This is a genomic window from Mesorhizobium sp. LSHC412B00 (assembly GCF_000503035.1).
GTDB lineage: Bacteria > Pseudomonadota > Alphaproteobacteria > Rhizobiales > Rhizobiaceae > Mesorhizobium.
The window spans coordinates 57,071-79,248 of the sequence record NZ_AYWB01000023.1; the positions used below are offsets into that span (position 1 = coordinate 57,071).

The window sequence follows — 22,178 nt, forward strand, 5'->3', positions numbered from 1 at the left end:
ATGCCTGCTGAGAGTAAGCGCGGCGCCAAGCCGAAATGGCTGACGGTGATCGGCATCGGCGAGGACGGTTTAGCGGGTCTCGGCGACGAGGCCAAGCGGCTGATCGCCGAGGCCGAATTCGTCTTCGGCGGCAAGCGGCATCTGGCGCTGGTGGCTTCGCTCATCAAGGGTGAGCAGCGCCCATGGCCGGTGCCATTCGATGCCGGCATGGCAGACGTGCTGGCGCTGGCCGGCCGGCGCGTCTGCGTGCTCGCCTCCGGTGATCCATTCTTCCACGGGGTCGGCGCCACCCTTGCCCGCAAGGTCAAGCCTGAAGAGATGCATGTCATCCCCGCGCCATCGGCGATTTCGCTGGCTGCCGCCCGGCTCGGCTGGGCGTTGCAGGACATCGAGACGATCTCGCTGCATGGAAGGCCGCTCGACCTGATCCGGCCGCTGCTGCATCCCAGGGCGCGCATCCTGGCGCTGACATCGGACGGCGACGCACCAGCGACAATAGCGCGCCTGCTCGTAGAGCTCGACTTCGGCGGTTCGCGGCTGACCGTTCTGGAAGCGCTGGGCGGACCGAACGAGAAGCTTCGCTCGGCACGTGCCGACGCTTTCGATCTCAGAGACATCAATCCGCTCAACGTGCTGGCGCTTGAGCTTGAATCGACACAAGAGGCCCGCATCCTGCCGCTGACCGTTGGCCGCGCCGACCATCTGTTCGAGCACGACGGCCAGATCACCAAGCACGACATCCGCGCCATCACGCTTGCGGCGCTGGCGCCGAGGCGTGGCGAATTGCTGTGGGACATCGGCGCCGGTTCCGGCTCCATCGGCATCGAATGGATGCTCGCTCACCCCTCGATGCGCGCCATCGCCATCGAGGCCAACACCGACCGCGCCGCCCGCATCGTCCGCAACGCCGCGCATTGCGGCGTGCCCGGTCTTGTCGTGGTGGAAGGGTCGGCGCCCAAGGCACTGGCCGGGCTGGACACGCCGGATGCGATCTTCATCGGCGGAGGTGGCGGCGACGCCGGCGTACTGAACGCCGCCATCAAGGCGCTGCCATCCCGTGGCCGTCTCGTTGCCAATGCGGTGACGCTGGAGATGGAGGCGCTGCTTCTCGCGGAGCACATCAAGCGCGGCGGCGACCTTACCCGCATCACCATTTCCCGCGCTTCTCCTGTCGGTTCGATGCAGGCCTGGCGCCCGGCCATGCCGGTCACCCAGTGGAGCTGGGTGAAGCCATGATGGTGGCGGGCATCGGCAGCCGGAAGGGCGTGAGCGTCGAAGACGTGCTCGCGGCGATCGAAACCGCCCTCGAAGCGCACGGGCTGGCGATAACGGCGCTGTCGGCCTTGGCGACCGCCGCGCTCAAGAAAGACGAAAAAGCGATCTCTGCCGCTGGCCGCACGCTCAACCTTCCCGTCATCATCGTTGATGACGCAGCACTTCAGGCCGTCTCGTCGGAGGCACTCAGCAAATCCGATCTCTCGCAGGATCTCGCCGGCACACCCTCCGTCTCAGAAGCCTCCGCCCTTGCCGTTGCCGGCCCCGGTGCAAAGCTACTTGGTCCACGCACCGTGCTCGGCCCGGTCACCTGCGCCATCGCCATCAGCGGAGACGCGCCATGACCGTGCATTTCATCGGCGCCGGTCCCGGCGCCGCCGACCTCATCACACTGCGCGGCGCCAAGCTGCTGGCAAGCTGCCCGGTCTGTCTGCATGCCGGCTCGATCGTCGCGCCGGAATTGCTGCAACACTGCGCACCGGGGACCAAACTGATCGATACGGCGCCGATGTCACTCGACGAAATCGAGGTCGAATATGTGACAGCCCACCAGGCCGGCCACGATGTCGCCCGCCTGCATTCCGGCGACCTCTCGGTGTGGAGCGCCGTGGCCGAGCAGATCCGCCGGCTGGAAAAACACGGCATTCCTTACACGCTGACGCCGGGCGTTCCCTCTTTCGCCGCCGCAGCCGCAGCCCTTCGCCGCGAACTGACCATTCCCGAGGTGGCGCAAAGCCTGGTGCTGACCCGCGTCTCCGGCCGCGCCTCGAAAATGCCGCCGGGCGAAACGCTGGCCGGCTTCGGCCGCACCGGCGCCACACTGGCCATTCATCTCGCCATCCACGCCATCGATCGCGTCGTCGCCGAATTGTCGCCGCATTATGGCGGCGATTGCCCGGTGGCGATCGTCTTTCGCGCTTCATGGCCGGACGAGCGCGTGCTGACCGGCACGCTAGCGACCATCGAGGCGCTGCTCGCCGCCGATCCCATGGAGCGCACGGCGATCATCTTCGTCGGCCGCTCGCTGGCAGCGGAAGGTTTTGGCGAGAGTTCATTGTACGACGCCCACTACCAGCGGCGTTTTCGCGGGCGGGACGGATTGTGAGCGGTAAAAGCGAAAACACCACGCTCGAACAGGCCCTTGCCCGGCTGAACTTCAAGCCGCGCCGGCTTGAGCCGGGCCATGTCTGGCTGGCCGGCGCCGGTCCCGGCGATCCCGGCTGCCTGACGCTGGAAGTGCTGGCGGCATTGGCCGAGGCCGACGCTGTGGTCTATGACGCGCTGGTCTCCTCTGACGTTGTCGCCGTTGCGGACAATGCCCAGCTGTTCTTTGCAGGAAAACGCGGCGGCAAACCGTCCATGAGGCAGGACGATATCACCGCTTTGCTGGTGCGGCTGGCACGCGAGGGCCGCCGCGTCGTCCGGCTGAAGGGCGGCGATCCCTATATTTTCGGCCGCGGCGGCGAAGAGGCGCTGGCGCTGGCGCGCGAAAAAATCCCTTTCCGCGTCATGCCCGGCCTGACATCGGGGCTGAGCGCGCTGGCCGCCACCGGCATTCCCGCAACCATGCGCGGCATCAACAAGGCGATCATCCTGGCGACAGGTCATGCCGCCGGCACAGATGACGATCTCGACTGGGGCGCGATCGCCCGCACCGGCCAGCCGGTGGTCATCTATATGGGCATGGCCAATCTGCCTGTTATCGCCGCGTCGCTGCTCGAAGGCGGGCTGGCGCCGTCGACGCCGGCGGCTGTCATCGTTTCGGCGACGACACCACAGGAGCGGACCGTCGTCGCGACACTCGCCACCATTTCCGAAGCGGCCGCCGCGGCGGAATTGGCCTCGCCGGCCCTCATTGTCGTCGGCGGCATCGTCGCCATGCGCGCAGCACTGGCGGGTAACGCATGACCCGCGCCATCATCATCGGCGCGCCGCGTTCCGGCTCCGGCAAGACCAGCGTCACCATCGGCATTTTGCGCGCGCTCGCCCGGCGCGGCATCAAGGTGCGCGGCGCCAAGTCCGGCCCCGACTATATCGATCCGGGTTTTCATACCGCCGCAACTGGCCTGTCCGGCGTCAACCTGGACAGCTGGGCGATGTCGCCTGACCTGCTCAACGCGTTGGCCGGCAATGCCACCGAGGATGCCGATTTTATCTTCCTCGAAAGCGCGATGGGCCTATTCGACGGCATCCCGGCCGGACAAGGCCGCACCGGCTCGGCCGCCGATCTGGCGCGGCTCTACCACCTGCCGGTGCTTTTGGTGCTCGACGTCTCGGGACAGTCGACGACGGCGGCCGCCGTCGCCAAGGGTTTTGCCACCTACGACCCGGATGTGCGCATGGCCGGAATCGTGCTCAACCGTCTCGGCAGCGAGCGCCACCGCAAGCTGTGCAGCGAGGCGATCGAAACGCTCGGCCTGCCGGTCGTCGGCGCCATCCTGCGCGATCCCACGCTCAATTTGCCGGAGCGCCATCTCGGCCTCGTCCAGGCCGGCGAATATGCCGACCTGATGACGCATCTCGACCGCCTCGCCGACATGGTCGAGAAATCCCTCGACCTTGACGCCATCATGGCGCTGGCCGCGCCGTTTTCGCCGGCATCAGGCAGTTTCGAACATGCCTTGCAGCCGCCCGGCCAACGAATCGCGCTCGCCGAAGACGCCGCCTTCACCTTCCTCTATCCGCACGTCGCCGCCCACTGGCGTCAGGCCGGCGCCGAGATCGTGCCGTTCTCGCCGCTAGCCGACGAAGCACCGGTGCAGAATTGCGATGTCTGCTGGCTGCCCGGCGGCTATCCCGAGCTCCACTCCGGCAGCCTCGCGGCGGCGACCAATTTCCGAGCTGGCATGGCCAGGTTTGCCGAGACCAAGCCGATCCATGGCGAGTGCGGCGGCTTCATGGTGCTGGGCGAAGCGCTGGAGGACGCGGCCGGCGAGACGCACGCCATGCTTGGCCTGCTCGGCCATTCCACCAGCTTTGCCAAGCGCAAGATGAACCTCGGCTACCGCGAGGCACGCCTGCGCGTCGCCTGTCCGCTGGGGCCGCAAGGCGCGCTGATCCGTGGCCATGAATTCCACTATGCGCAGATGATTGCGACCGGCAATGACGAGCCGCTGGCCGACCTAGCCGATGGCCAGGGCAATCCACTCGGCGCCTCCGGCTACCGGCGCGGCCATGTCAGCGGCACCTTCTTTCATGCCATTGCGGGGAGTGCATGACCGCCGTGCCCTCGCCCCGGCAAGCGCTCGAGGACGTCGCGCTTTGCCTCGTCTTCTTCACCCGGCTGCCGCTGCCGGTCTTCGACTTTCGTGGCCGCAGCCTGGCCGATGCGATCTGGGCGGCGCCTGTCGCCGGCCTCGCCATCGCTGTGGTTGGTGCTGTCGTCTACGCAGCGGGCGTACAGCTCGGCCTTGCCCCCGGCCCGGCAGCAGCCCTTGCGCTTGCAGCAACCCTGCTCGCCACGGGCTGCCTGCATGAGGACGGGCTGTCGGATGTCGCCGACGGTTTTGGCGGCGGCAAGACGCGCGATAAAAAACTGGAGATCATGCGCGACAGCCGCATCGGCGCCTATGGCGCAGCAGCTCTTGGCCTGTCGATGCTCATCCGCTGGAGCGCGCTGTCGCAACTGGCCAATCCGACAAGCGTGCTCTTCGCGCTGATCGCCGCACACGCCGCATCGCGCGGCCTGCTCGGCGCGTTCATGCATCTGGCGCCGGCGGCGCGCAGTGACGGCCTGTCTGCCGGCGCCGGGACCGTCTCGGCCCAGACAGCTGTTCTCGGCGCCGTGCTCGGCGCCATCCCCCTTCTGACGCTGGGGCTCGGCGGCGCCTGTGCCGCACTGATCCTGCTCGCTCTCGTGTTCAGCGCCTTGCGCGCGCTCTCCCTCAACCAGATCGGCGGCCACACCGGTGACACGATCGGCGCCCTTCAGCAGCTGGGCGAGATCACTGTCCTGCTCGTCGCTTCCGTTTCCCTGTCCTGATTCTTCCCCGGAGATTCCTTCCCCATGCCATTCAAATCATTCGACGAACTGCGCGCCGCCTGTCTCGATCTGCCTGCCGGCAGCGATACCGCCGCCAACGCCGTCGCCCGCCGCCAAGACACGCTGACCAAGCCGCAAGGCAGCCTGGGCCGGCTGGAAACTCTCGCCGCCTGGCTGGCGCGCTGGCAGGGTCGCGACATGCCGAAACTCGACCGCGTCAAAGTCTTCGTGTTCGCCGGCAACCACGGTGTGACGGCGCAAGGCGTGTCGGCCTTCCCGTCGGAAGTGACGGTGCAGATGGTGGCGAATTTCGCCGGCGGCGGCGCCGCCATCAACCAGCTGGCCCGCATCGCCGGCGCGGAACTCGACGTCATCCCGCTCGATCTCGATCATCCGACCGGCGACTTCACTGACGTGCCGGCAATGGACGAAAAAACCTTCCTCGCCGCCGTCTCGGCAGGCTACGACGCGGTGACGAACGACCTCGACCTCGTCTGTTTCGGCGAGATGGGCATCGGCAACACCACGCCGGCGGCCGCCATCTCGACCGCCCTGTTCGGCGGCGGCGCTGAAAAATGGACCGGGCGCGGCACCGGCGTCGACGATGCCGGGCTGAAGCGCAAGGTCACCGCCATTGAATCCGGCCTCAAGCGCCATGCCGACGCGCTGTCCGACCCGCTGAAGATCGCCGCCGCCCTTGGCGGCCGCGAACTCGCCGCCATCTTCGGCGCCACGCTCGCCGCCCGCCGCAAGAACGTCCCGGTGCTGCTCGACGGCTTCGTCTGCACGGCCGCCGCAGCACCCCTGGCGCGGCTGCACCCCAACGGCCTTGCCCACACCATCGCCGCCCATGTCTCGGCCGAATCCGGCCACCGCCGCCTGCTCGAAGCGCTCGGCCTGCCGCCGCTGCTCGACCTCGGCATGCGGCTCGGCGAAGGCTCCGGCGCCTGCCTCGCCGTCAACATCGTCCGCTCGGCACTGGAATGCCATGCGAGGATGGCGAGTTTTGCCGAGGCTGGCGTGTCGGAGAAGTAAACCAGAGCGGTTTAGGGGACCGCCTTGGTAAGAAGCATCTTTTATTCCTGAAAACTCTTCAGTAGAGTTGGAGGATGATGAAGCTCCGTCCGCTTGCTGCTGCTATAGCTATCGCCGCGGTTCTTGCCGGTGTGTATCGGCGTAGCGGATACACAACCTATGGACTGCTCGACACCGCTATCCTCGTTGTCTTTCTGGTATTCTTCTGGTGGCTGATCAGCGACTTCTCAAGAAGAAAAGCCCGCGTCGATGCTGATGGACGTCAGAGCACGGATGGCGGGATCGCTTTTCGGTTCGGCAGATTTCTGCGTCGGGTTTTTCGACGTAGCAATCGCGGCCTTTGACACGGGAAATTGTAGGCCGAATTGACATTGCGCCGTGGAACCGGTCGCCTCGTTTCTGGGCGCGGCTCAGAGGATCACCGGAATAGCAAGTCTACACCGGAATGCCCTCGGCAGGCTCGCGCCACCACCGACGCATGCCGAAGACGCGTTAAAGCGTCTCTGATACCAAGGTCTTCCACCAACTTTTCTAGAAATTTGGTGGGTGCGCACAGGATTGAACTGTGGACCCGCTGATTAAGAGTCAGCTGCTCTACCAACTGAGCTACGCACCCACTCGACCGGTAAAAACTACCGGCGTTGGCGGGCATATAGCCGCCGATACCGGTCCTGTCCAGCCCTGCCGGAATCATTTCCCGACAAATCGCTGAACTGCCGCAGGTGGTCACACGAACAGCTTTCCTTCCGCCACCTTGATGGCATGGCCGCCGATACGCGCCGAGGCCAGTTTTCCGCCTTCGACAGTGAGTTCCAAGCGGATACGTGACGGGCGGCCCATCTCCAGCCCCTGCTCGATCCACAGTTGCGAGACGCCGTCGGTCGGGCCATCGAACTGCATGATGGCGCCGGCAAAGGCCGCCGCCGCCGACCCGGTCGCCGGGTCTTCATAGGACGGCGTGCCCGGCACGATCATGCGGACATGGAAGGCGCTGTCATGGTTCACCGTCTGGCGGCAATAGACGTACGGGCTGGCGAAGGCCCATTCGCTCTTGCGCGGCGCCAGTTCCGACCAGGCCTGGTTGTCGAGCTTGATCCGGCCGGCAGCCTCCAGATTGGCGACCGGAATGGTGACGTAAGGCACGCCAGCCGACCAGAACGACACCAGGTGATTCTCGAAGCCGATTTCATGCGGGGCCAGGCCAAGAGCTGCGCCGATCGCGTGCGGATCGGCATCGAGCTTCAGCGGTTCCGGCAGTTTCGCCAGGTCGAACTCGGCAAAGGTGGCGCCATCGTGCCGGCTGACGGCGCAGCGCACCGGACCGATATTCTCCTCCAGCACGAAAATGCCGGCGTCGCCCTCGCCCGTCAGTTCAGCCAGCGCGATCGCGGCGCCGACTGTCGGATGTCCGGCAAACGGCATCTCATAGTCGGGCGTGAAAATGCGGATGCGGTTGCGATGTTTTGGATTGTCCGGCGGCAGCACGAAGACCGATTCGGACAGGTTGAACTCGCGTGCAATGGCCTGCATGGCGGCTGTATCCAGCCCTTGGCTGTCGAGCACGACGGCCAGCGGATTGCCGGCCAGCCGTTCCGTCGTGAACACATCGTAGAGCAAGTAATTGCGCGTCTGCATCTTGGAAAACCTTCCGCCTCAATCCGAACATGGCCGAAATTTAATTTGATATTCGAACCACCAAGCCTGATCTGTGCACATATAGGGATATTACGCTTTCATAGGGGTCCGGCGTGGACCAGCTTGTCAATCTGCCAAAGACGGAATCGGATTCCGCCATCGAGGCGGCGCTTGGGCTTGACCAGAGTGGTGTGCGCAAGACGCGCCGTCGCGGCTGGCTTTACGCGCTGCTGGCGCTGATCGCCGTTGCCGGCGGCCTCGCCGGCTACCAATGGTATGCCGGCTCCCCGGCCAAGATCGACTACACCACAACGCCGGCCACCATTGCCGACCTCACCGTGGCGGTATCGGCGACCGGCACGCTGCAGCCCCTCACCCAGGTCGACATTTCAAGCGAGCTGTCCGGCATCATCCGCTCGGTCTCGGCCGAAGAGAACCAGCAGGTCAAGAAGGGCGACGTGCTGGCGACGCTCGACACGGTGAAACTCGAGGTCCAGATCGAACGCGCCGAAGCCTCGGCCAAGGCCGCTGCCGCCAATGTCGACGACGCAACGGTAACCCTGAAGGAGAACGAAAGCGCCCTCACCCGCGCGGCCGAACTGACCAGGCGTGGCATGGCGACCGATCAGTCGCTCGAGGCGGCGACTGCCACGCGCGACCGCTCCAAGGCGGCGCTCGATAGTGCTCAGGCCAATCTCGCCATCGCCCAGGCTGATCTCAAGGCGCAGCAGACCGACCTTGCCAAGAGCACCATCTATGCGCCGATTGACGGCATCGTCTTGACGCGTTCCGTCGACCCCGGCCAGACGGTCGCCTCCTCGCTGCAGGCGCCGGTTCTGTTCATCATCGCCGCCGATTTGAGGAACATGGAATTGGTGGCGGCGGTCGACGAGGCCGATATCGGCGCGGTCAAACCAGGCCAGCATGCACGCTTCACCGTGGATGCCTTTCCGGAGCGGCCGTTCGACGCCGAGATCCGCGACATCTCCTACGCCTCGGTCACCACTGACGGCGTCGTCACCTACAATGCGCGGTTGGAAGTCGACAATAACGAGCTTTTGCTGCGGCCCGGCATGACCGCCACGGTTTCGGTCGTCACCAGGCAGGCCAAGAGCGTGCTCACCGTGCCGTCCACCGCTTTCCGCTATCGGCCATCAGCACCTGCTGCCCGCGCGTGGAGCCTCAGCGATCTGTTCACCGGCCGCATGGGCCGTGGCGGCAACCGCCGCCAGCCGGTGAAGGCGCCGACCGACGGCTCACGCACGCTCTATGTGCTGGAGAACGGCCGGCCGCACCCGGTCAACGTCAAGATCGGCTCCGCCGACGGCGAACTGACCGAGATCACGTCCGGACTGGACGAAGGTGCAGAGGTTATCACGGCCTCGCAGCTGCGGAGCTGACGCCATGGCCGCGGGCCTCATCGGTTTCGACACGGTCTGGAAGAGTTATGGCCAGGGCGAAGCCAAGGTCCATGCGCTGGCCGGCGTCGACCTCGCCATCCAGCGTGGCGAATTCGTCGCCATCATGGGCCCGTCCGGTTCGGGCAAATCGACCGCGATGAACATCATCGGTTGCCTCGACACACCGACGGCCGGAACCTACTCCTTCATGGGCATCGACGCCGGGCGGCTCGACCGCAACCGCCGGGCGCTTCTGCGCAATCTCTATATCGGCTTCGTCTTCCAGGGTTACAATCTGTTGCCGCGCACCACGGCGGCGGAAAATGTCGAGCTGCCGCTGATCTATCGCGGCGCGCCGGCCCGCGAGCGCCGCGATCTTGCCATGCAGGCGCTGGCGGAGGTCGGCTTGGTCGGGCGCGAACATCACACGCCGGCCGAACTCTCCGGTGGTCAGCAACAGCGCGTGGCGATCGCGCGCGCCATCGTCACCAGGCCGACGCTGCTCGTCGCCGACGAGCCGACCGGCAATCTCGACACCGCCCGCACGCATGAGATCATGGAGTTGTTGATGCGGCTGAACCGGGAGCTCGGCTTGACCATCGCCATGGTCACCCACGAGGCCGATGTCGCCGATTATGCCGAGCGCACCATCCGCTTCCTCGACGGCCACGTCGCGTCCGACACGGCCAAGTCGGAGTTGGCGTCATGATCTGGGAAACCGTCCGCCTCTCTCTGCGCTCCATCCGCCGCAATGTGCTGCGCTCGTTCCTGACGCTGCTCGGCATCGTCATCGGTGTCGCCGCCGTCATCGCCATGCTGACCATCGGTTCGGGCACCACGGCCAAGGTCAAGTCGGACATCGCCAAGCTCGGCTCGAACCTGCTCGTCGTCCGTTCCGGCCGCCCGGCAGGCACCGGCGGACCAGGCGGGCTCGACCAGGCGGTACGGCCTCTGGCCGACAAGGATGTAGCCGCCCTCGTAGCCCACCTGACCGGAGCGCGCGCCATTGCGCCGGCGTCGCAGAAACAAGTCCGCGTCATTTTCGGCACCGAGAGCCTGACCTCGGGCGTCACCGGCACCGACAGCGCCTATCTCGACGCCCGCGACTGGAAGCTGGTGTCGGGCCGCCCGTTCTCGGATTCGGAAACACGCTCCGGCACCGGCGTCTGCCTGATCGGCGAAACGGTGCGCCAGCAATTCTTCGGCGCCGGCGAACCCGAGGGCGAGATCATCCGCGTCAACCGCACCTCGTGCAAGATCATCGGCCTGCTCGAACCCAAGGGCTATACCGGCTTCGGCCAGGACCAGGACAATGTCGTCTTGATGCCGCTTGCCGCCTATCAGCGCCGCATCGCCGGCAACCGCGACATCGACAACATCTACGTCGCCGCCGACGACCGCACCCCGACCACCGAATTGCAGCCGCGAGTCGAGGACATTTTGCGCGACACCCGCCGCATCACGCCGGACCGCGAAGACGATTTCTCGATCCGCGACATGACCCAGATCGCCGACGCCATGGCCAGCGCCACCACCACTATGACCGGCATGCTGGGCGCCGTCGCGGGCGTCAGCCTGCTGGTCGGCGGCATCGGGATCATGAACATCATGCTGGTCTCGGTCACTGAGCGCACCCGCGAGATCGGCATCAGGCTCGCCATCGGCGCGCATGAAAAGCACATCCTCATCCAGTTCCTGGTCGAGGCGACGGTGCTGTCGCTGCTCGGCGGCATTATCGGCATCCTGATCGGCCTGGCGCTGGCCGGCCTCGCCTCGGCAACGCTGGCCATACCGTTTGCGCCGAGCCCGGCGGTCATCCTGCTCGCCGTCGGTTTTTCGGCGCTGATCGGCATGGTGTTCGGCTTCTTCCCGGCGCTGCGCGGCGCCAGGCTCGACCCGATCGACGCGCTGCGCCACGAATAAGCGCCAGATCAGCTCCACCGCAACCAACCGCTTTCCACAAGGATGGGTGCTTGTCGACATCGGCAATACTTGTTGTCGTCCGGTCTGCGATGCTAATTTTAGAGCAAAGCATCTGGTCAAGGAGTGGCAATGAGCAAGAAGGCGCGGCTGATTCTGACGATGGTGATCATCGAAGGCGCCCTTGCGGGACTTTGGTGGTATCTCGCCCGCTACGGCATGGCCAATCCCGATCGTGTCACCGCCGATTTTCAGGCAGTCGTCGGCCAGACGATGGGCATGGTCATGGGTGGATTGCTAGGCATCGGCGTTATCCTGTTCCTCGTCGCCGCCCGCAACGACCGCAAGGCGGCGCAGAACAATCCGCGCCGTTAGCCCCCGCCACCGCCAAAATGCCACTCGACCAGCGGCTTCATATGCGGTGCCAGCCCTTCCGGCAGGTCGGCGGCGTGGCGGATGATCACCGGCCCCTCGATCTCCGGCTCGGTCTCGGTCGCGACGAAGGCGCCGATGCGCCGCGCAATCTCGTCGGCCGGCGCATCGACGTGGTAGCGGCGGAAGAGGACCGTGCCGGTCGAAGTCGACAGCGCATGGTAGCGCTTGCCGCGCGCAGCGCCTGTCAGGTCAAGCCCGGTCTCCTCGCGCACTTCACGGATCATGTTGAAATCGACATCGACGCGGCCATCGCGAAAATCGATCGGCTCGAACGAGCCGGCAGCGAAGTAGACACTGCCGGCCGGGACCGTGTGCGCGCCCATGCGGATCGCCACCAGGGCGTTGTCGCCGGCGACCAGCATGGCGTGGCCATAGGCATGCTCGGCGCCCGTCCCCTGCCGGTTCTTTCGCCACAGCAGGAAGGTCGAGTACTTCACCGCGTGACAACGCCCGACGATCCGGTTGTCGCGCCAGGCGAGCGCCGAGAGCAGCACCACCGTGCCGTCGAACAGCGCCGGATTGGCCGTGACCTCGCGCCGCCAGTTGTCAGTGATCGCCTGCGCGTTGTCGCGCTCGAACGGATGCGGGCCGGGGTCGAGCCGGACGTCGATTTCGTCGACGGGCAGGATGACGTTGCGCGGCAGGTCGAAGCTCACCGTGCTCAAGCCATGTCCAGGGTAATTGCGACGGGACAATGGTCCGACGCCTTCGGCCGGTCCCAGCCGGCGCGCGGAAAGCGCTCCACCGCCTGTCCCGCCGGAAAGATGGTGCGCCAGGGCTGGCCGTTGCGGATGATGTCGGGAACCGCCGTCGCATTCTTCGCCGCCAGCCCTTTCGACAGCAGGATGTAGTCGAGCTGGCACAGATGCCGCTCCTTCGGCCCGCGCGTGTGGTAGAAACTCCAGCGGTCCATCTCCGGCCGGCGTTCGACGACGTTTTCGCAAAAGCCGCCGGCGGTGAGCACATCGATACAGGACTGGCTCTCGTCGATCACCTGGAAGCGGTAGCCGTCGACGGCGTCGCCCTCGATCTTCACCCGCTGGCGGTAGTCGTTCATGTCGCCGCAGATCGCCCAGTTTTTATCGGCTGCGTGCTCTTTGCCGAAGCGCTCCTCGATGATGCGGCGCACGGCTTGCGCCTCGGCGATGCGCACCGGCATCGTCGCCTCGCGTCCGTCGAGCCCGTTGCGCGGCGAGCCCATCGATTTGAAATGGACGAGGTAAAGCGTCAGCGGCACGCCGCCGACCTTGATGTCGACCTCCAGGCAATCGCGCCGGAAGATGCGTTCGTTGGCCAGGTTGCCGAGCGCCTCGAGTTCAGGCGTGTGCAGCCCGAACTGCTCGAACGTGACATAGGCATGGCTGGTCATGCGCACGAATTCGATCGGCTGACCTTGCGCGGTCTCGTTGCGCATCATCACGGCAACGTCGATGCCGCGCGAATCATTGCCGGCGGTGGTGTATTTCTGCCGGTAACCCTCGCCCACCATCTTGAAGAGATAGCCATACTCGAACGCCTTCAGCGCCTCGATGTTGTCAACCTCCTGCATGCAGATGATGTCCGCGCGGGTGGCGGCGATGGCGAGCGCGGTCAACTGGCGCGTATCGTCGGATTGCGCGATGGCGCGCGCCTGCTCCAGCATCCGGTATTCGGCTTCGCTCTGGATGTCGAAAAGCGCCAGCGTGCGGTCTTCGTTGAGCTGGTTGCGGAAGCCCGAGTAATCGAACCTGTTCATCAGGTTTTCGACATTGAAAGTGGCGAGGCGCAGCGACATGGACTGACCTTTGCCCGCAAGCGCCAATGAAAACAAGGGCTGCTCGTCATGGCTGATGGAACCTTTCTGTTCATCCTCCGTTCAGACGCCAAGGTCCATCAATAGGCCACTTCCCTGGGGTATCCGGGCGTGGGGCCTGTATCACTTGGAGAGTGCAATGAGCTCGCTCTTTTCGTCCACAGTCAAATCCGGGCTGTTAGCGCTCGGTCTTTTCTCGGGTCTCACGGCGCCATCCGCCGCGGGCCCGATCCTGCAGCCGGACTTGTCGGTGCCGGCAAGCACCGCATTGTCTGACATCACACCGGTTCGCGACAGCTGGGCGGGCGGCAATGACCGCCGCTCCTTCAACGATTGGCAGTGGCGCCGCCACGACAGCCGTCGCTTTGCCGGGTCAGGCAACTGGAACAACGGCAATTGGAATGGCGGCAACTGGAACGGCGGCGACAACTGGCGCTGGCGCCATCACCGCCACCATCGCGGCCGTGATTTTGACACCGGCGCCGCAGCAGTTCTCGGCCTCGGCCTGGGTCTCGGCCTCGGCAGCATCTACAACAACGGCTACTACAACAACGGCTATTACAATGACGGCTACTACGTGCAGCCGGCGCCCCGCCGCTATTACCGCACGCAGCGTCTGTCCAGCGCCCATGTCCAGTGGTGCTACGACCGCTATCGGTCCTACCGGGCCTGGGACAACACGTTCCAGCCCTATGGTGGCCCGCGCCAGCAATGCTGGTCGCCCTACAGCTGACCTATAAACGACAATAAACGACGGCGCCGCCCCATCGCGGCGCCGTTTTCATTGGGAAAGACGGCTGGTCTCGGTCACCGCTAACCATATGTTTATCGGCTCAGCCTATCCGTGATATCGTGCCCCATCTGACGATCGCGCCGATCCGGTCGCGAAGGACGTGCCGTCATGGCCGACAACGAATTGCGAAACAAACACCGGCAGCGCGTGCTGAAAGGCGCGACGATTCTGACCGGCCTCACCAATTCCGAGGTCAAGTGCACGGTGCGCAACATGCATGCCGGCGGCGCCGAGCTGAAAGTGTCTATAGACGCGCGCGTCCCGGACGAGTTCCTGCTCTATGTGCCGGTCGACGGCATCGGCTACAAGGCCATCGTGCGCTGGCGCCGCGACGACCGCATCGGCGTCGAGTTCACCGGCACCGAGCCGAAGCCCCATTGGCACTATGGCTGAGTATCCTGATCGATAAACCGGCATGAAAGAGCCGGCGGATCGCTCCGCCGGCTCTTTGCTCCCAATCCCGACGACTGCGGGTTAGTTCTTGGCCTTGTCGACCAGCTTGTTCTTGGAAATCCAGGGCATCATGGCGCGCAGCTTGGCGCCGACTTCCTCGATCTGGTGGCTGTCATTGTTGCGGCGGATGCCTTTGAAGCGCGACATGCCGGCGCGGTATTCCTGCATCCATTCCGAGGTGAACTTACCGGTCTGGATGTCCTTCAGCACGCGCTTCATCTCGGCCTTGGTCTCGGCGGTGATGATGCGCGGGCCCGAGACATATTCGCCCCATTCGGCGGTGTTCGAGATCGAGTAGTTCATGTTGGCGATGCCGCCTTCATAAATCAGGTCGACGATCAGCTTGACCTCGTGCAGGCACTCGAAATAGGCCATTTCGGGCGCATAGCCGGCTTCCACCAGCGTCTCAAAACCGGCGCGGATCAGTTCGACCAGGCCGCCGCAGAGCACGACCTGCTCGCCAAACAGATCGGTCTCGCATTCCTCGCGGAAATTGGTCTCGATGATGCCCGAACGGCCGCCGCCGACGCCGCAGGCGTAGGACAGAGCGAGATCGAGCGCGTTGCCGGAAGCATCCTGGTTGACGGCGACCAGGCACGGCACGCCGCCGCCCTTCTGGTATTCGCCGCGCACCGTGTGGCCGGGGCCTTTCGGCGCGATCATGACGACATCGACGGTCGACTTCGGCTCGATGAGGCCGAAATGCACGTTGAGGCCGTGCGCGAAGGCAATCGCGGCGCCGTCACGAATGTTTGGCGCGATTTCGTTTTTGTAGATGTCGGCCTGCAATTCGTCAGGCGTCGCCATCATCATCAAATCGGCCCATTTGGCAGCGTCCGCCACGCTCATCACCTTGAGCCCGTCAGCCTCGACCTTCTTGGCGGTCGCCGATCCCGCCTTGAGGCCGATGGCGATTTCCTTGGCGCCGGAATCCTTGAGGTTGAGCGCGTGCGCCCGGCCCTGGCTGCCATAGCCGATAATGGCGACCTTCTTGCCCTTGATCAGATTGAGATCGGCGTCGCGATCGTAATAGACACGCATCTTTTGCTTCCTTCCCGTAGAGATTAGAGGCCTTGCGGCCCGGTTTTTGCTCCATAAAGAGCGAGAAACTGCTGCGTCGCCCGGGCGGCATCGCCGCCGATCGCCGCTTCAGTCAATTCCAGCCTGTCGCCGAGCAGGAGACGGATCTGCACGTCGCGGGCGACCAGCCCGAAAAAGGTCCGGAACGCCATTTCGGCGTCCGTAAAGTCGAGCAGCCCGGCCTGCTTGCCGGCAAGCAGCACCGGCTTCAGCCGTCTGGCCAGCGCGAAACGGCCATTCTCCAGCACGATGGCGCCGAGATCGTCCTTTCCGGATCCGGCATGGCCGACCGCGACGCGGTTCAGCGCGATCGAGGTATCGCTCGAAATCACCTTCAGCCAGTCCGAGGCGAAGCCTTCCAGGCTTGCCGTCAGCGAGGCAAGATCCAGCCGCTCACCGTCGACCGGCACCACGCGCACTTTCGATGCCTGCCACTGCACGGTCGCCGTCAGCAATCCGTCGCGGTCGCCGAACCATTTGTAGAGCGTTTCCTTCGAGCAGCTGGCGCGCCGCGCCACCGCCGTCATGGTCAGATTGTCGCCCTCCTCGACCAGCAGCCGCAAAGCCGCGTCCAGGACGGCCGTTTGCCGCTCTGTCAGCACTTCGCTGGTATCGATCTCGGCACTCGCCTGCAACAATTTCCTGCCCATTCGATGAGGTCGCCGGGTCGCCTCAAACGGCGTACCGTACGTTACGGTTCGGCATATTGCGCAATCCTGTGCTCGACGCAAGGGGTCAGGTAGAAAAATCGTCGACGTGAGAGCCGCCGAGCAAACCACGAGATTCTGACGGATCAATCATCGGCGGGCGGATGGCGCAGCTCTCCAAGCAGGCTCGCCAGTATCCTCAGCTCCTCCGCGGAGAGTTTTGCGCCGACCAATTCCGCAATCGACCGTCCATAGACAGCCCACATCCGTCGCCGCGTCTGACGGCCCTTGGCCGAGATGCGGATGGTCTGGCCGCGGCCGTCATCGGCAACCCTGAGTTTCTCGACCAGTCCTTCGGCCTCGAGCCGCGCCAGAAGCCGCGAGATGTTATACTGCGCAAACAGTGTGCGCTCGGTCAGCTGGAATGGCCGCAGCCCGCCCTCACCCGCCTCGGCGAGTTCATGCAGCACGTCATACCAGTCGAGCGGCGGCAAGCCGCTGGTCTTCAAAGCCTCTTCCGCCTTTTCGATGAGCTGGCGCGAAACCCGCATCAGGCGGGCCCAGGCCTTGACGGCTTCGGGCGAAGGCGTGGTTGTTTTGGTCATGACCCATCCTAGGCGATAGATGCAGTTGCATCAAGCTTGACGATCGATGCACTAGCATCAAGCTTGACGATCGATGCACTTGCATCTATATGCATGCAATTGCATCAATCCGGGAAGGATCCATGAAACACGAAATCTGCAAAGTCGCCGACGTCCCACAGACGGGCAGCCTGATCGCGCCATTCTTCGGCCGCGAGGTCCATATTTGGCGCAGCGGTGAGCGCATCCGCGCCGCCGCCAATGTCTGCCTGCATTTCGGCGGGCCGCTCGACTGCAAGGACGGCAAGCTGGTCTGCCAATGGCACGGTGCCGCCTTCGACATGACATCAGGCGACCGGATCGAAGGTCCGGCGCCAAAAGCGTCGCGACTGATGTTCCTGTCGACGCGCGTCGAGGACGGCGCGTTGAACTATGTCTGGGGAGAGTGACATGCCTGAGAAGAATGAAATGACTGATAAGAATGAAATGACTGGCAAGCTCATTCTCGTCAGCCATCATCTATGCCCCTATGTCCAGCGCGCCGCGATCTCGCTGGCCGAGAAAGGCGTGCCGTTTGAGCGTGTCACCATCGACCTCGCCAACAAGCCGGACTGGTTCAAGGCGATTTCGCCGCTGGGCAAGGTGCCGCTGCTGATCGTCCACGCAAATGGCGAGAAGACGGTGATCTTCGAATCCGCCGTCATTCTCGAATTCCTCGAGGAGACGCAAGCCAATCCTCTGCATCCGGCCGACGCCTACGCCCGCGCCAGGCATCGCGCCTGGATCGAGTTCGGCTCGGCGACATTGAACGCCATCGGCCGGTTCTACTCGGCATCGACGGAGGCCGCCTTCCTGGCGGAATCCGCAGCGCTGTCAGCCATGTTCGATCGTGTCGAGAACGAATTGGCCGACCAGGCCGGACCGTGGTTCAGCGGCCAGCGCTTTTGCCTCGTCGACGCCGTCTACGGCCCGGTCTTCCGCTATCTCGACGCCTTCGACCGGATCGGCAATTTCGGCCTGCTGGACGGGAAGCTGCGGGTCCAGGCCTGGCGCAAGGCGTTGAGCGAACGCGCCTCGATCAAGGGTGCCGTGGCGCCGGACTATCCGCAGCGGCTGCGTCTATTCCTGCGTGCGAGAAATTCGTTTCTCTCGACCCTGATCCCGCCGGATGATCTGGCCAGTGCACCTCCTCTAGCCCGATCCGCCTGAACGGATCGATCAGCGTGCCGGCCACCATCGAGGCAAGCACGCTTGGCACTGGCGGGATTTTGGCGATGGTCGCCACCAGCCTGTCGCGGAAGAAGGGCAGCATCGTGCCGTCCGACTGGTAGAACGGCGTCAGCGCCAGCGACAGCAGCTGGAAGATCCAAACATGCCATCGCCGCGCCCGGGCGTAGCTTTCCAGCGCTGCCTCGACGTTGCCCGTTTGTGCCAAGGCATGGCTGAGTGCTGCCGCGTCGAGCAGCGCCATGTTGGCGCCTTGCCCGAGCTGCGGGCTGGTCGAATGCGCGGCATCGCCGATCACGGCCAGCCTGCGGCCGGCCGGCAGCTTCATCGTGTGGTGGCCGTAGCGCGCCAGCGACAGCTGGTCGAAGCTGTCGATCTGGCTGGTGAACGCCTCGCACTGTGGCACAGCGAGACCAGTCTCGCCTTCCATGCGTCGAGCCCTGCCGCGCGCACGTTTTCGGCATCCGCCGGCTTCAGGCTCCAGAAGAACGCCGCCATCTTTTCCCCGCCCGGTTCCGGTCGGCCGATCGGCAGGACGCCGATCATCACGCTGGCCTTGTCGTAGCGCTGCAGCAGCGCATTTTCGTCGAAGCCTTGGCGCCAGCCGAGCGAGGCCCAGAACGCGCCGTAAGTGAGCTGCCGCGGCTGGGCCGGATCGTTGAGGCACCGGCGCAGCTTCGAACGCGAGCCGCTGGCGTCGACCACGAGGTCGAACGGCCCTGCCCTGCGGCCCCCCACCGTTCGGCTCTTGTCGAAGATCAGGATCGCCCGCTCACCGACGTCCAGCGTCTCGATCTCGACACCGGTTTCGATGGCGATGCCTTGGCGCTGCGCGGCGCGAAACAACATGTTGAACAACGCCGCCCGGTGCACCGCCAGCCCGAAACGGCCGCCAGGCTGCGCATCGTAGCGCACGGCGAGCACGGTGCGGCCGGTCGAGGCATCGGCGCCATGCAGACGCTCGATGCGGCTGCCGAGCGCCAGAATGTCGTCGAGCAGGCCGAGATCGGCAACCACGCTCAGCCCGGTCGGCTGCAGGATCAGTCCGGAGCCGACGGGCTTGGGCTCCTCGAAACGTTCGAAGACGGTGACGTTATGGCCCGCACGCTTGAGAAAGAGCGCGGTGGCGAGCCCTGCCGGGCCGGCGCCCGCAATCGCGATGTCTAGAGATTTTTCCATTGCCCGCCCAACCACTGGCGGGACAATCCTTCAGCGCCATTGTCAAATCAAGCCGCTGCTGCATGGACCAAAATATCAGCCACCGGCGTCGAAGGCAGCGCGCGCCTTGCGCACCGCACCATGGTTGAGTTCGGCCCACAGGATCAATTGATGCAAGGCGCCGAACATCGAACGGCCGAGATCGGTCAGGCTGTATTCGACGCTTGGCGGCTTGGTCGGGAACACTTCGCGATGAACAAAGCCGTCGCGCTGCAGATCGTGGAGCGTCTGGGTGAGCATGCGCTGCGAGATGTCGGGCACCAGGCGCCGCAACTCGCCGAAACGATAGGGCTGCTCGGCGAGCGCCGCCATCAGCAGCGAACTCCATTTGCCGTTCACGCCCTGCATCACGTCGCGAACCGGGCAATCGGCAATGTTTGCGCCATCGCTGGTGGCTTTGAATATATTGAGCTTGGTTCTCAGATTGACGACCTTGCCGTCCATGGCTGCTGGTTCCCTGGCGGTGCCTACCTCCCTAAAAACTGCCTTCTTTACGGTGGCCGGTCAATTCTTATTTTAGTGCTGGTCTCTTTTTGAGACTGTCAGAAGCACCCGCCACCCGGCGCAATTTCAGGGATCCCCATGACCGCAACCCTTCTCGTCACCGGCGCTTCCGGCCAGCTTGGCCGCGGCGTCATCAACCACCTGCTGGACACATTAAAGATCCCCGCAAACCGCATCATCGCCACCACCCGTACACCCGCCAACCTTGCCGATCTGGCGGTGCGCGGCGTCGTCGTCAGAGCCGCTGACTTCAACGACCCGCAATCGCTTGCCGAGGCCTTCGCGGGAGCCGACCGGGCACTCGTCATCTCGACCAACGAACTTGAGGTACAGGGGAAGCGGCGCGAGCAGCAGCTTGCGGCGGTGACGGCGGCCAAACAGGCTGGCGTCGGCCACCTGCTGTACACCTCGATGCCCAACCCCGAGCCTGGTTCGCCGGTTGTTTTCGCGCCCGACCACTACGACACCGAACAGGCGATCAAGGCGAGCGGGATCCCCTACACGATATTCCGCAATGGCTGGTATAACGAGAACCTGTTCATGGCGTTGCCGCAGGTTCTGGCGTCGGGTCAGTGGTACACCTCCGCCGGCGACGGCGCCATTTCCTACGGCACGCGTGACGATTTCGCGGCGGCCATCGCCGCGGGGCTCGCCTCGGACAGCAGCGAAAGCGAGACTTACACGCTGACCGGCCCCAGTGCGTATACGGCTGCCGAAGTGGCGGCGTTGGTCACCGAGGTCACCAGCAAGCCGATCCAGGTCATCCAGCTTTCCGACGAAGCCCTGACCGCGGGAATGAAGTCGGCCGGCCTGCCTGAACCCTTCGCCAAGGTGCTGGTGTCGTTCGACGCCGCCGCCCGCGCCGGTGACCTCGGCATGGTGACCGACGCGGTCGAAAAACTCTCCGGCCGAAAGTCGGTGCCGCTGAAGCAGTTTCTGGAGACGAACAAGGCTGCACTGGCCGGCTGAAAGCTGCCATTGCGGGACGCCGAGCCCTTAAGGTTCGGCCTCCCGCACAATTACTTACGTCGCTTGACCAGTCCCAGCCGGATCAGGCTTTCGCCCGTGGCAATCAAAGCATCTTCGCGCGAGCGTGGCGCCCAGCCGAGCACGCGCACCGCCTTGGCGTTGGTGGCGTTCTTGATCTTGCCCAGTTCCGTTGCGAGTTGTGCCGCTTCCGGATTGAACAGCCCGATGATGCGCACCAGCCAATCGGGAAACTCCCGCGTCGAGACGCGCGACGCCGCCGGCCCGAGCCGCGTCTTCAGGGTCTGCGCGATCTCGCGCACCGTCATGAAATCGCCGGCGACAGCCAGGAACCGTTCGCCCTTGGCGGCGGGGTGGGTCATGGCGCGAACATGCAGATCCGCCACGTCGCGCGCGTCGACGACGCCGAAGGACAGGCGCGGCAGCCCAGCCACGGCGCCGTTCAGCATGCGCTGGACAAATTCGGTCGAGGTCGAATGGTCCGCGCCGAGCACCGGTCCAAAGATGCCGACGGGATTGACGACCGCAAGCTCCAGCGCGCCGCCCTGCTCGGCGATGAAATCCCAGGCCGCGCGCTCGGCGAGCGTCTTGGACTTCACATAGGCGCTGACCTTGCCTGCCGGATCGGTCCAGTTTTCCTCGTTGAAAGGCTGCCCATCCGCGCGCATCTTGCCATAGCCGACGGCCGCGAAGGATGAGGTGAGCACGACGCGCCTGACCCCGGCATCCCGCGCCGCCCGCAGCACGCGCAACGCGCCCTCGCGCGCCGGAAGGATCAGGTCATCCTCATGCGTGGGCACGCCGGGCGGAAAAGGCGATGCGACATGCAGCACGTAATCGCAGCCGGCCACCGCCGCCGGCCAGCCTGCGTCGGCCATCAGATCGGCATGGGCGAATGAAAGGGCGTCACCGGGCTCCGTGCCACCTGCCTTGAGCATGGCGAGCACATCGGCTTCGCGCCTGGCCGATCGCACGGAGGTGCGGACGCGGTAGCCGGCCTTCAACAGTTCGAGGATGCAGTGAGCGCCGAGGAAGCCGGACCCGCCGGTGACCAGCACCAATTCGCCGCTCATATTAGCCTCCTCGACGATTTATCCGTTCGAGACCCTCAGATCGCCACCTGCGTGCCGATCTCGACCACACGTCCGGTCGGGATCTGGAAATACTCCGTCGCATCGGCCGCCGAGCGGGCGAGCCCGATGAACAGCTTG

The 22,178-nt window shown here is 64.8% G+C and carries 26 protein-coding genes, 1 tRNA gene and 1 pseudogene; 17 read left to right on the top strand and 11 right to left on the bottom strand.

What is annotated here, in order from left to right:
- The 8 genes from X757_RS138500 to X757_RS1000000168235 all read left to right on the top strand — a co-directional run bounded on the left by X757_RS138500 (position 1) and on the right by X757_RS1000000168235 (position 6,636).
- Positions 1 to 1,236 (top strand): bifunctional cobalt-precorrin-7 (C(5))-methyltransferase/cobalt-precorrin-6B (C(15))-methyltransferase, encoded by a 1,236-nt coding sequence (locus X757_RS138500; protein WP_023727703.1) that lies wholly within the window; start codon positions 1 to 3, stop codon positions 1,234 to 1,236.
- On the top strand, positions 1,233 to 1,619 hold the full coding sequence (locus X757_RS138495) for a cobalamin biosynthesis protein (protein ID WP_023700385.1): 387 nt from the start codon (positions 1,233 to 1,235) through the stop codon (positions 1,617 to 1,619). Before X757_RS138500 ends, X757_RS138495 begins: the two co-directional genes overlap by 4 nt.
- A complete protein-coding gene (cobM, locus tag X757_RS138490; RefSeq protein WP_023690316.1) occupies positions 1,616 to 2,380 on the top strand; it encodes a precorrin-4 C(11)-methyltransferase in 765 nt (254 codons plus the stop codon). Before X757_RS138495 ends, cobM begins: the two co-directional genes overlap by 4 nt.
- The gene (gene cobA / locus X757_RS138485; RefSeq protein ID WP_023700386.1) at positions 2,377 to 3,183 is read left to right on the top strand and encodes a uroporphyrinogen-III C-methyltransferase; all 807 of its coding nucleotides are present in this window, start codon (positions 2,377 to 2,379) and stop codon (positions 3,181 to 3,183) included. The genes cobM and cobA overlap by 4 nt, the downstream gene beginning before the upstream one ends.
- On the top strand, positions 3,180 to 4,493 hold the full coding sequence (locus X757_RS138480; protein WP_023727704.1) for a cobyrinate a,c-diamide synthase: 1,314 nt from the start codon (positions 3,180 to 3,182) through the stop codon (positions 4,491 to 4,493). The genes cobA and X757_RS138480 overlap by 4 nt, the downstream gene beginning before the upstream one ends.
- A complete protein-coding gene (cobS, locus tag X757_RS138475) occupies positions 4,490 to 5,257 on the top strand; it encodes an adenosylcobinamide-GDP ribazoletransferase (RefSeq protein ID WP_031197669.1) in 768 nt (255 codons plus the stop codon). Before X757_RS138480 ends, cobS begins: the two co-directional genes overlap by 4 nt.
- A 24-nt stretch (positions 5,258 to 5,281) precedes the next feature.
- On the top strand, positions 5,282 to 6,292 hold the full coding sequence (gene cobT / locus X757_RS138470) for a nicotinate-nucleotide--dimethylbenzimidazole phosphoribosyltransferase (protein WP_023727705.1): 1,011 nt from the start codon (positions 5,282 to 5,284) through the stop codon (positions 6,290 to 6,292).
- A gap of 74 nt (positions 6,293 to 6,366) precedes the next feature.
- Positions 6,367 to 6,636, top strand: a complete 270-nt coding sequence (locus tag X757_RS1000000168235; protein ID WP_023727706.1) for a hypothetical protein — start codon at positions 6,367 to 6,369, stop codon at positions 6,634 to 6,636.
- Positions 6,637 to 6,832: 196 nt separating this feature from the next.
- Here the strand turns inward: X757_RS1000000168235 and X757_RS138465 are convergent.
- Both X757_RS138465 and X757_RS138460 read right to left on the bottom strand, forming a co-directional pair.
- A tRNA-Lys gene (locus X757_RS138465) sits at positions 6,833 to 6,908 on the bottom strand.
- Between the two features lie 110 nt (positions 6,909 to 7,018).
- The gene (locus tag X757_RS138460; RefSeq protein ID WP_023727707.1) at positions 7,019 to 7,927 is read right to left on the bottom strand and encodes a PhzF family phenazine biosynthesis protein; all 909 of its coding nucleotides are present in this window, start codon (positions 7,925 to 7,927) and stop codon (positions 7,019 to 7,021) included.
- 113 nt (positions 7,928 to 8,040) lie between these two features.
- Here X757_RS138460 and X757_RS138455 point away from each other — a divergent pair, with 113 nt between their 5' ends.
- From X757_RS138455 to X757_RS138440, 4 genes are all read left to right on the top strand, one after another.
- Positions 8,041 to 9,327 (top strand): efflux RND transporter periplasmic adaptor subunit, encoded by a 1,287-nt coding sequence (locus X757_RS138455; RefSeq protein WP_023727708.1) that lies wholly within the window; start codon positions 8,041 to 8,043, stop codon positions 9,325 to 9,327.
- Positions 9,328 to 9,331: 4 nt separating this feature from the next.
- Positions 9,332 to 10,036, top strand: coding sequence for an ABC transporter ATP-binding protein (locus X757_RS138450; protein WP_023727709.1), 705 nt, complete (start codon positions 9,332 to 9,334; stop codon positions 10,034 to 10,036).
- On the top strand, positions 10,033 to 11,250 hold the full coding sequence (locus X757_RS138445) for an ABC transporter permease (RefSeq protein WP_023685173.1): 1,218 nt from the start codon (positions 10,033 to 10,035) through the stop codon (positions 11,248 to 11,250). Before X757_RS138450 ends, X757_RS138445 begins: the two co-directional genes overlap by 4 nt.
- A 129-nt stretch (positions 11,251 to 11,379) precedes the next feature.
- Positions 11,380 to 11,622, top strand: a complete 243-nt coding sequence (locus X757_RS138440; RefSeq protein ID WP_023690325.1) for a hypothetical protein — start codon at positions 11,380 to 11,382, stop codon at positions 11,620 to 11,622.
- On the opposite strand, the gene X757_RS138435 is transcribed toward X757_RS138440, so the two are convergent.
- Both X757_RS138435 and X757_RS138430 read right to left on the bottom strand, forming a co-directional pair.
- Entirely contained in the window at positions 11,619 to 12,338 is a 720-nt protein-coding gene (locus X757_RS138435; protein ID WP_023668380.1) for a hypothetical protein, read from the bottom strand. The genes X757_RS138440 and X757_RS138435 overlap by 4 nt on opposite strands.
- Positions 12,339 to 12,343: 5 nt before the next feature.
- A complete protein-coding gene (locus X757_RS138430; protein WP_023690932.1) occupies positions 12,344 to 13,456 on the bottom strand; it encodes an endonuclease/exonuclease/phosphatase family protein in 1,113 nt (370 codons plus the stop codon).
- A gap of 157 nt (positions 13,457 to 13,613) precedes the next feature.
- On the opposite strand from X757_RS138430, the gene X757_RS138425 reads away from it, so the two are divergent.
- Together X757_RS138425 and X757_RS138420 are read left to right on the top strand one after the other, a co-directional pair.
- Entirely contained in the window at positions 13,614 to 14,207 is a 594-nt protein-coding gene (locus X757_RS138425) for a BA14K family protein (RefSeq protein ID WP_023690328.1), read from the top strand.
- A gap of 168 nt (positions 14,208 to 14,375) precedes the next feature.
- Positions 14,376 to 14,660, top strand: a complete 285-nt coding sequence (locus X757_RS138420; protein ID WP_023685169.1) for a PilZ domain-containing protein — start codon at positions 14,376 to 14,378, stop codon at positions 14,658 to 14,660.
- 81 nt (positions 14,661 to 14,741) lie between these two features.
- Here X757_RS138420 and ilvC read toward each other — a convergent pair whose 3' ends face one another.
- The 3 genes from ilvC to X757_RS138405 form a co-directional block, all read right to left on the bottom strand.
- A complete protein-coding gene (gene ilvC / locus X757_RS138415) occupies positions 14,742 to 15,761 on the bottom strand; it encodes a ketol-acid reductoisomerase (RefSeq protein WP_013531065.1) in 1,020 nt (339 codons plus the stop codon).
- A 23-nt stretch (positions 15,762 to 15,784) separates the two neighbouring features.
- The gene (locus tag X757_RS138410) at positions 15,785 to 16,450 is read right to left on the bottom strand and encodes a TetR/AcrR family transcriptional regulator (RefSeq protein WP_373432862.1); all 666 of its coding nucleotides are present in this window, start codon (positions 16,448 to 16,450) and stop codon (positions 15,785 to 15,787) included.
- Between the two features lie 143 nt (positions 16,451 to 16,593).
- Positions 16,594 to 17,052: a MarR family winged helix-turn-helix transcriptional regulator gene (locus tag X757_RS138405; protein ID WP_023727711.1), complete on the bottom strand. Its 459-nt coding sequence runs from the start codon at positions 17,050 to 17,052 to the stop codon at positions 16,594 to 16,596.
- A 122-nt stretch (positions 17,053 to 17,174) separates the two neighbouring features.
- Between X757_RS138405 and X757_RS0135060 the strand changes: the two genes are divergently transcribed.
- Together X757_RS0135060 and X757_RS138400 are read left to right on the top strand one after the other, a co-directional pair.
- Entirely contained in the window at positions 17,175 to 17,480 is a 306-nt protein-coding gene (locus X757_RS0135060; protein ID WP_023690332.1) for a Rieske (2Fe-2S) protein, read from the top strand.
- Between the two features lie 19 nt (positions 17,481 to 17,499).
- Complete coding sequence (locus tag X757_RS138400; protein WP_050593983.1) at positions 17,500 to 18,240, top strand: glutathione S-transferase family protein; 741 nt, start codon at positions 17,500 to 17,502, stop codon at positions 18,238 to 18,240.
- On the opposite strand, the pseudogene X757_RS01000000165380 reads toward X757_RS138400, so the two are convergent.
- Both X757_RS01000000165380 and X757_RS138395 read right to left on the bottom strand, forming a co-directional pair.
- Positions 18,203 to 19,437: pseudogene (locus X757_RS01000000165380) on the bottom strand (FAD-dependent oxidoreductase); the annotation flags it as partial. The gene X757_RS138400 and the pseudogene X757_RS01000000165380 overlap by 38 nt on opposite strands.
- Before the next feature lie 75 nt (positions 19,438 to 19,512).
- Complete coding sequence (locus X757_RS138395) at positions 19,513 to 19,920, bottom strand: helix-turn-helix domain-containing protein (protein ID WP_023690335.1); 408 nt, start codon at positions 19,918 to 19,920, stop codon at positions 19,513 to 19,515.
- Between the two features lie 138 nt (positions 19,921 to 20,058).
- Here X757_RS138395 and X757_RS138390 point away from each other — a divergent pair, with 138 nt between their 5' ends.
- Entirely contained in the window at positions 20,059 to 20,949 is an 891-nt protein-coding gene (locus X757_RS138390; RefSeq protein ID WP_023727713.1) for an SDR family oxidoreductase, read from the top strand.
- A gap of 50 nt (positions 20,950 to 20,999) precedes the next feature.
- Here the strand turns inward: X757_RS138390 and X757_RS138385 are convergent, their stop codons facing one another.
- Entirely contained in the window at positions 21,000 to 22,040 is a 1,041-nt protein-coding gene (locus X757_RS138385) for an aldehyde reductase (protein WP_023727714.1), read from the bottom strand.
- A 35-nt stretch (positions 22,041 to 22,075) separates the two neighbouring features.
- A partial coding sequence (locus X757_RS1000000169840) for a hypothetical protein (RefSeq protein WP_373432863.1) occupies positions 22,076 to 22,178 on the bottom strand: 103 nt, incomplete at its 5' end.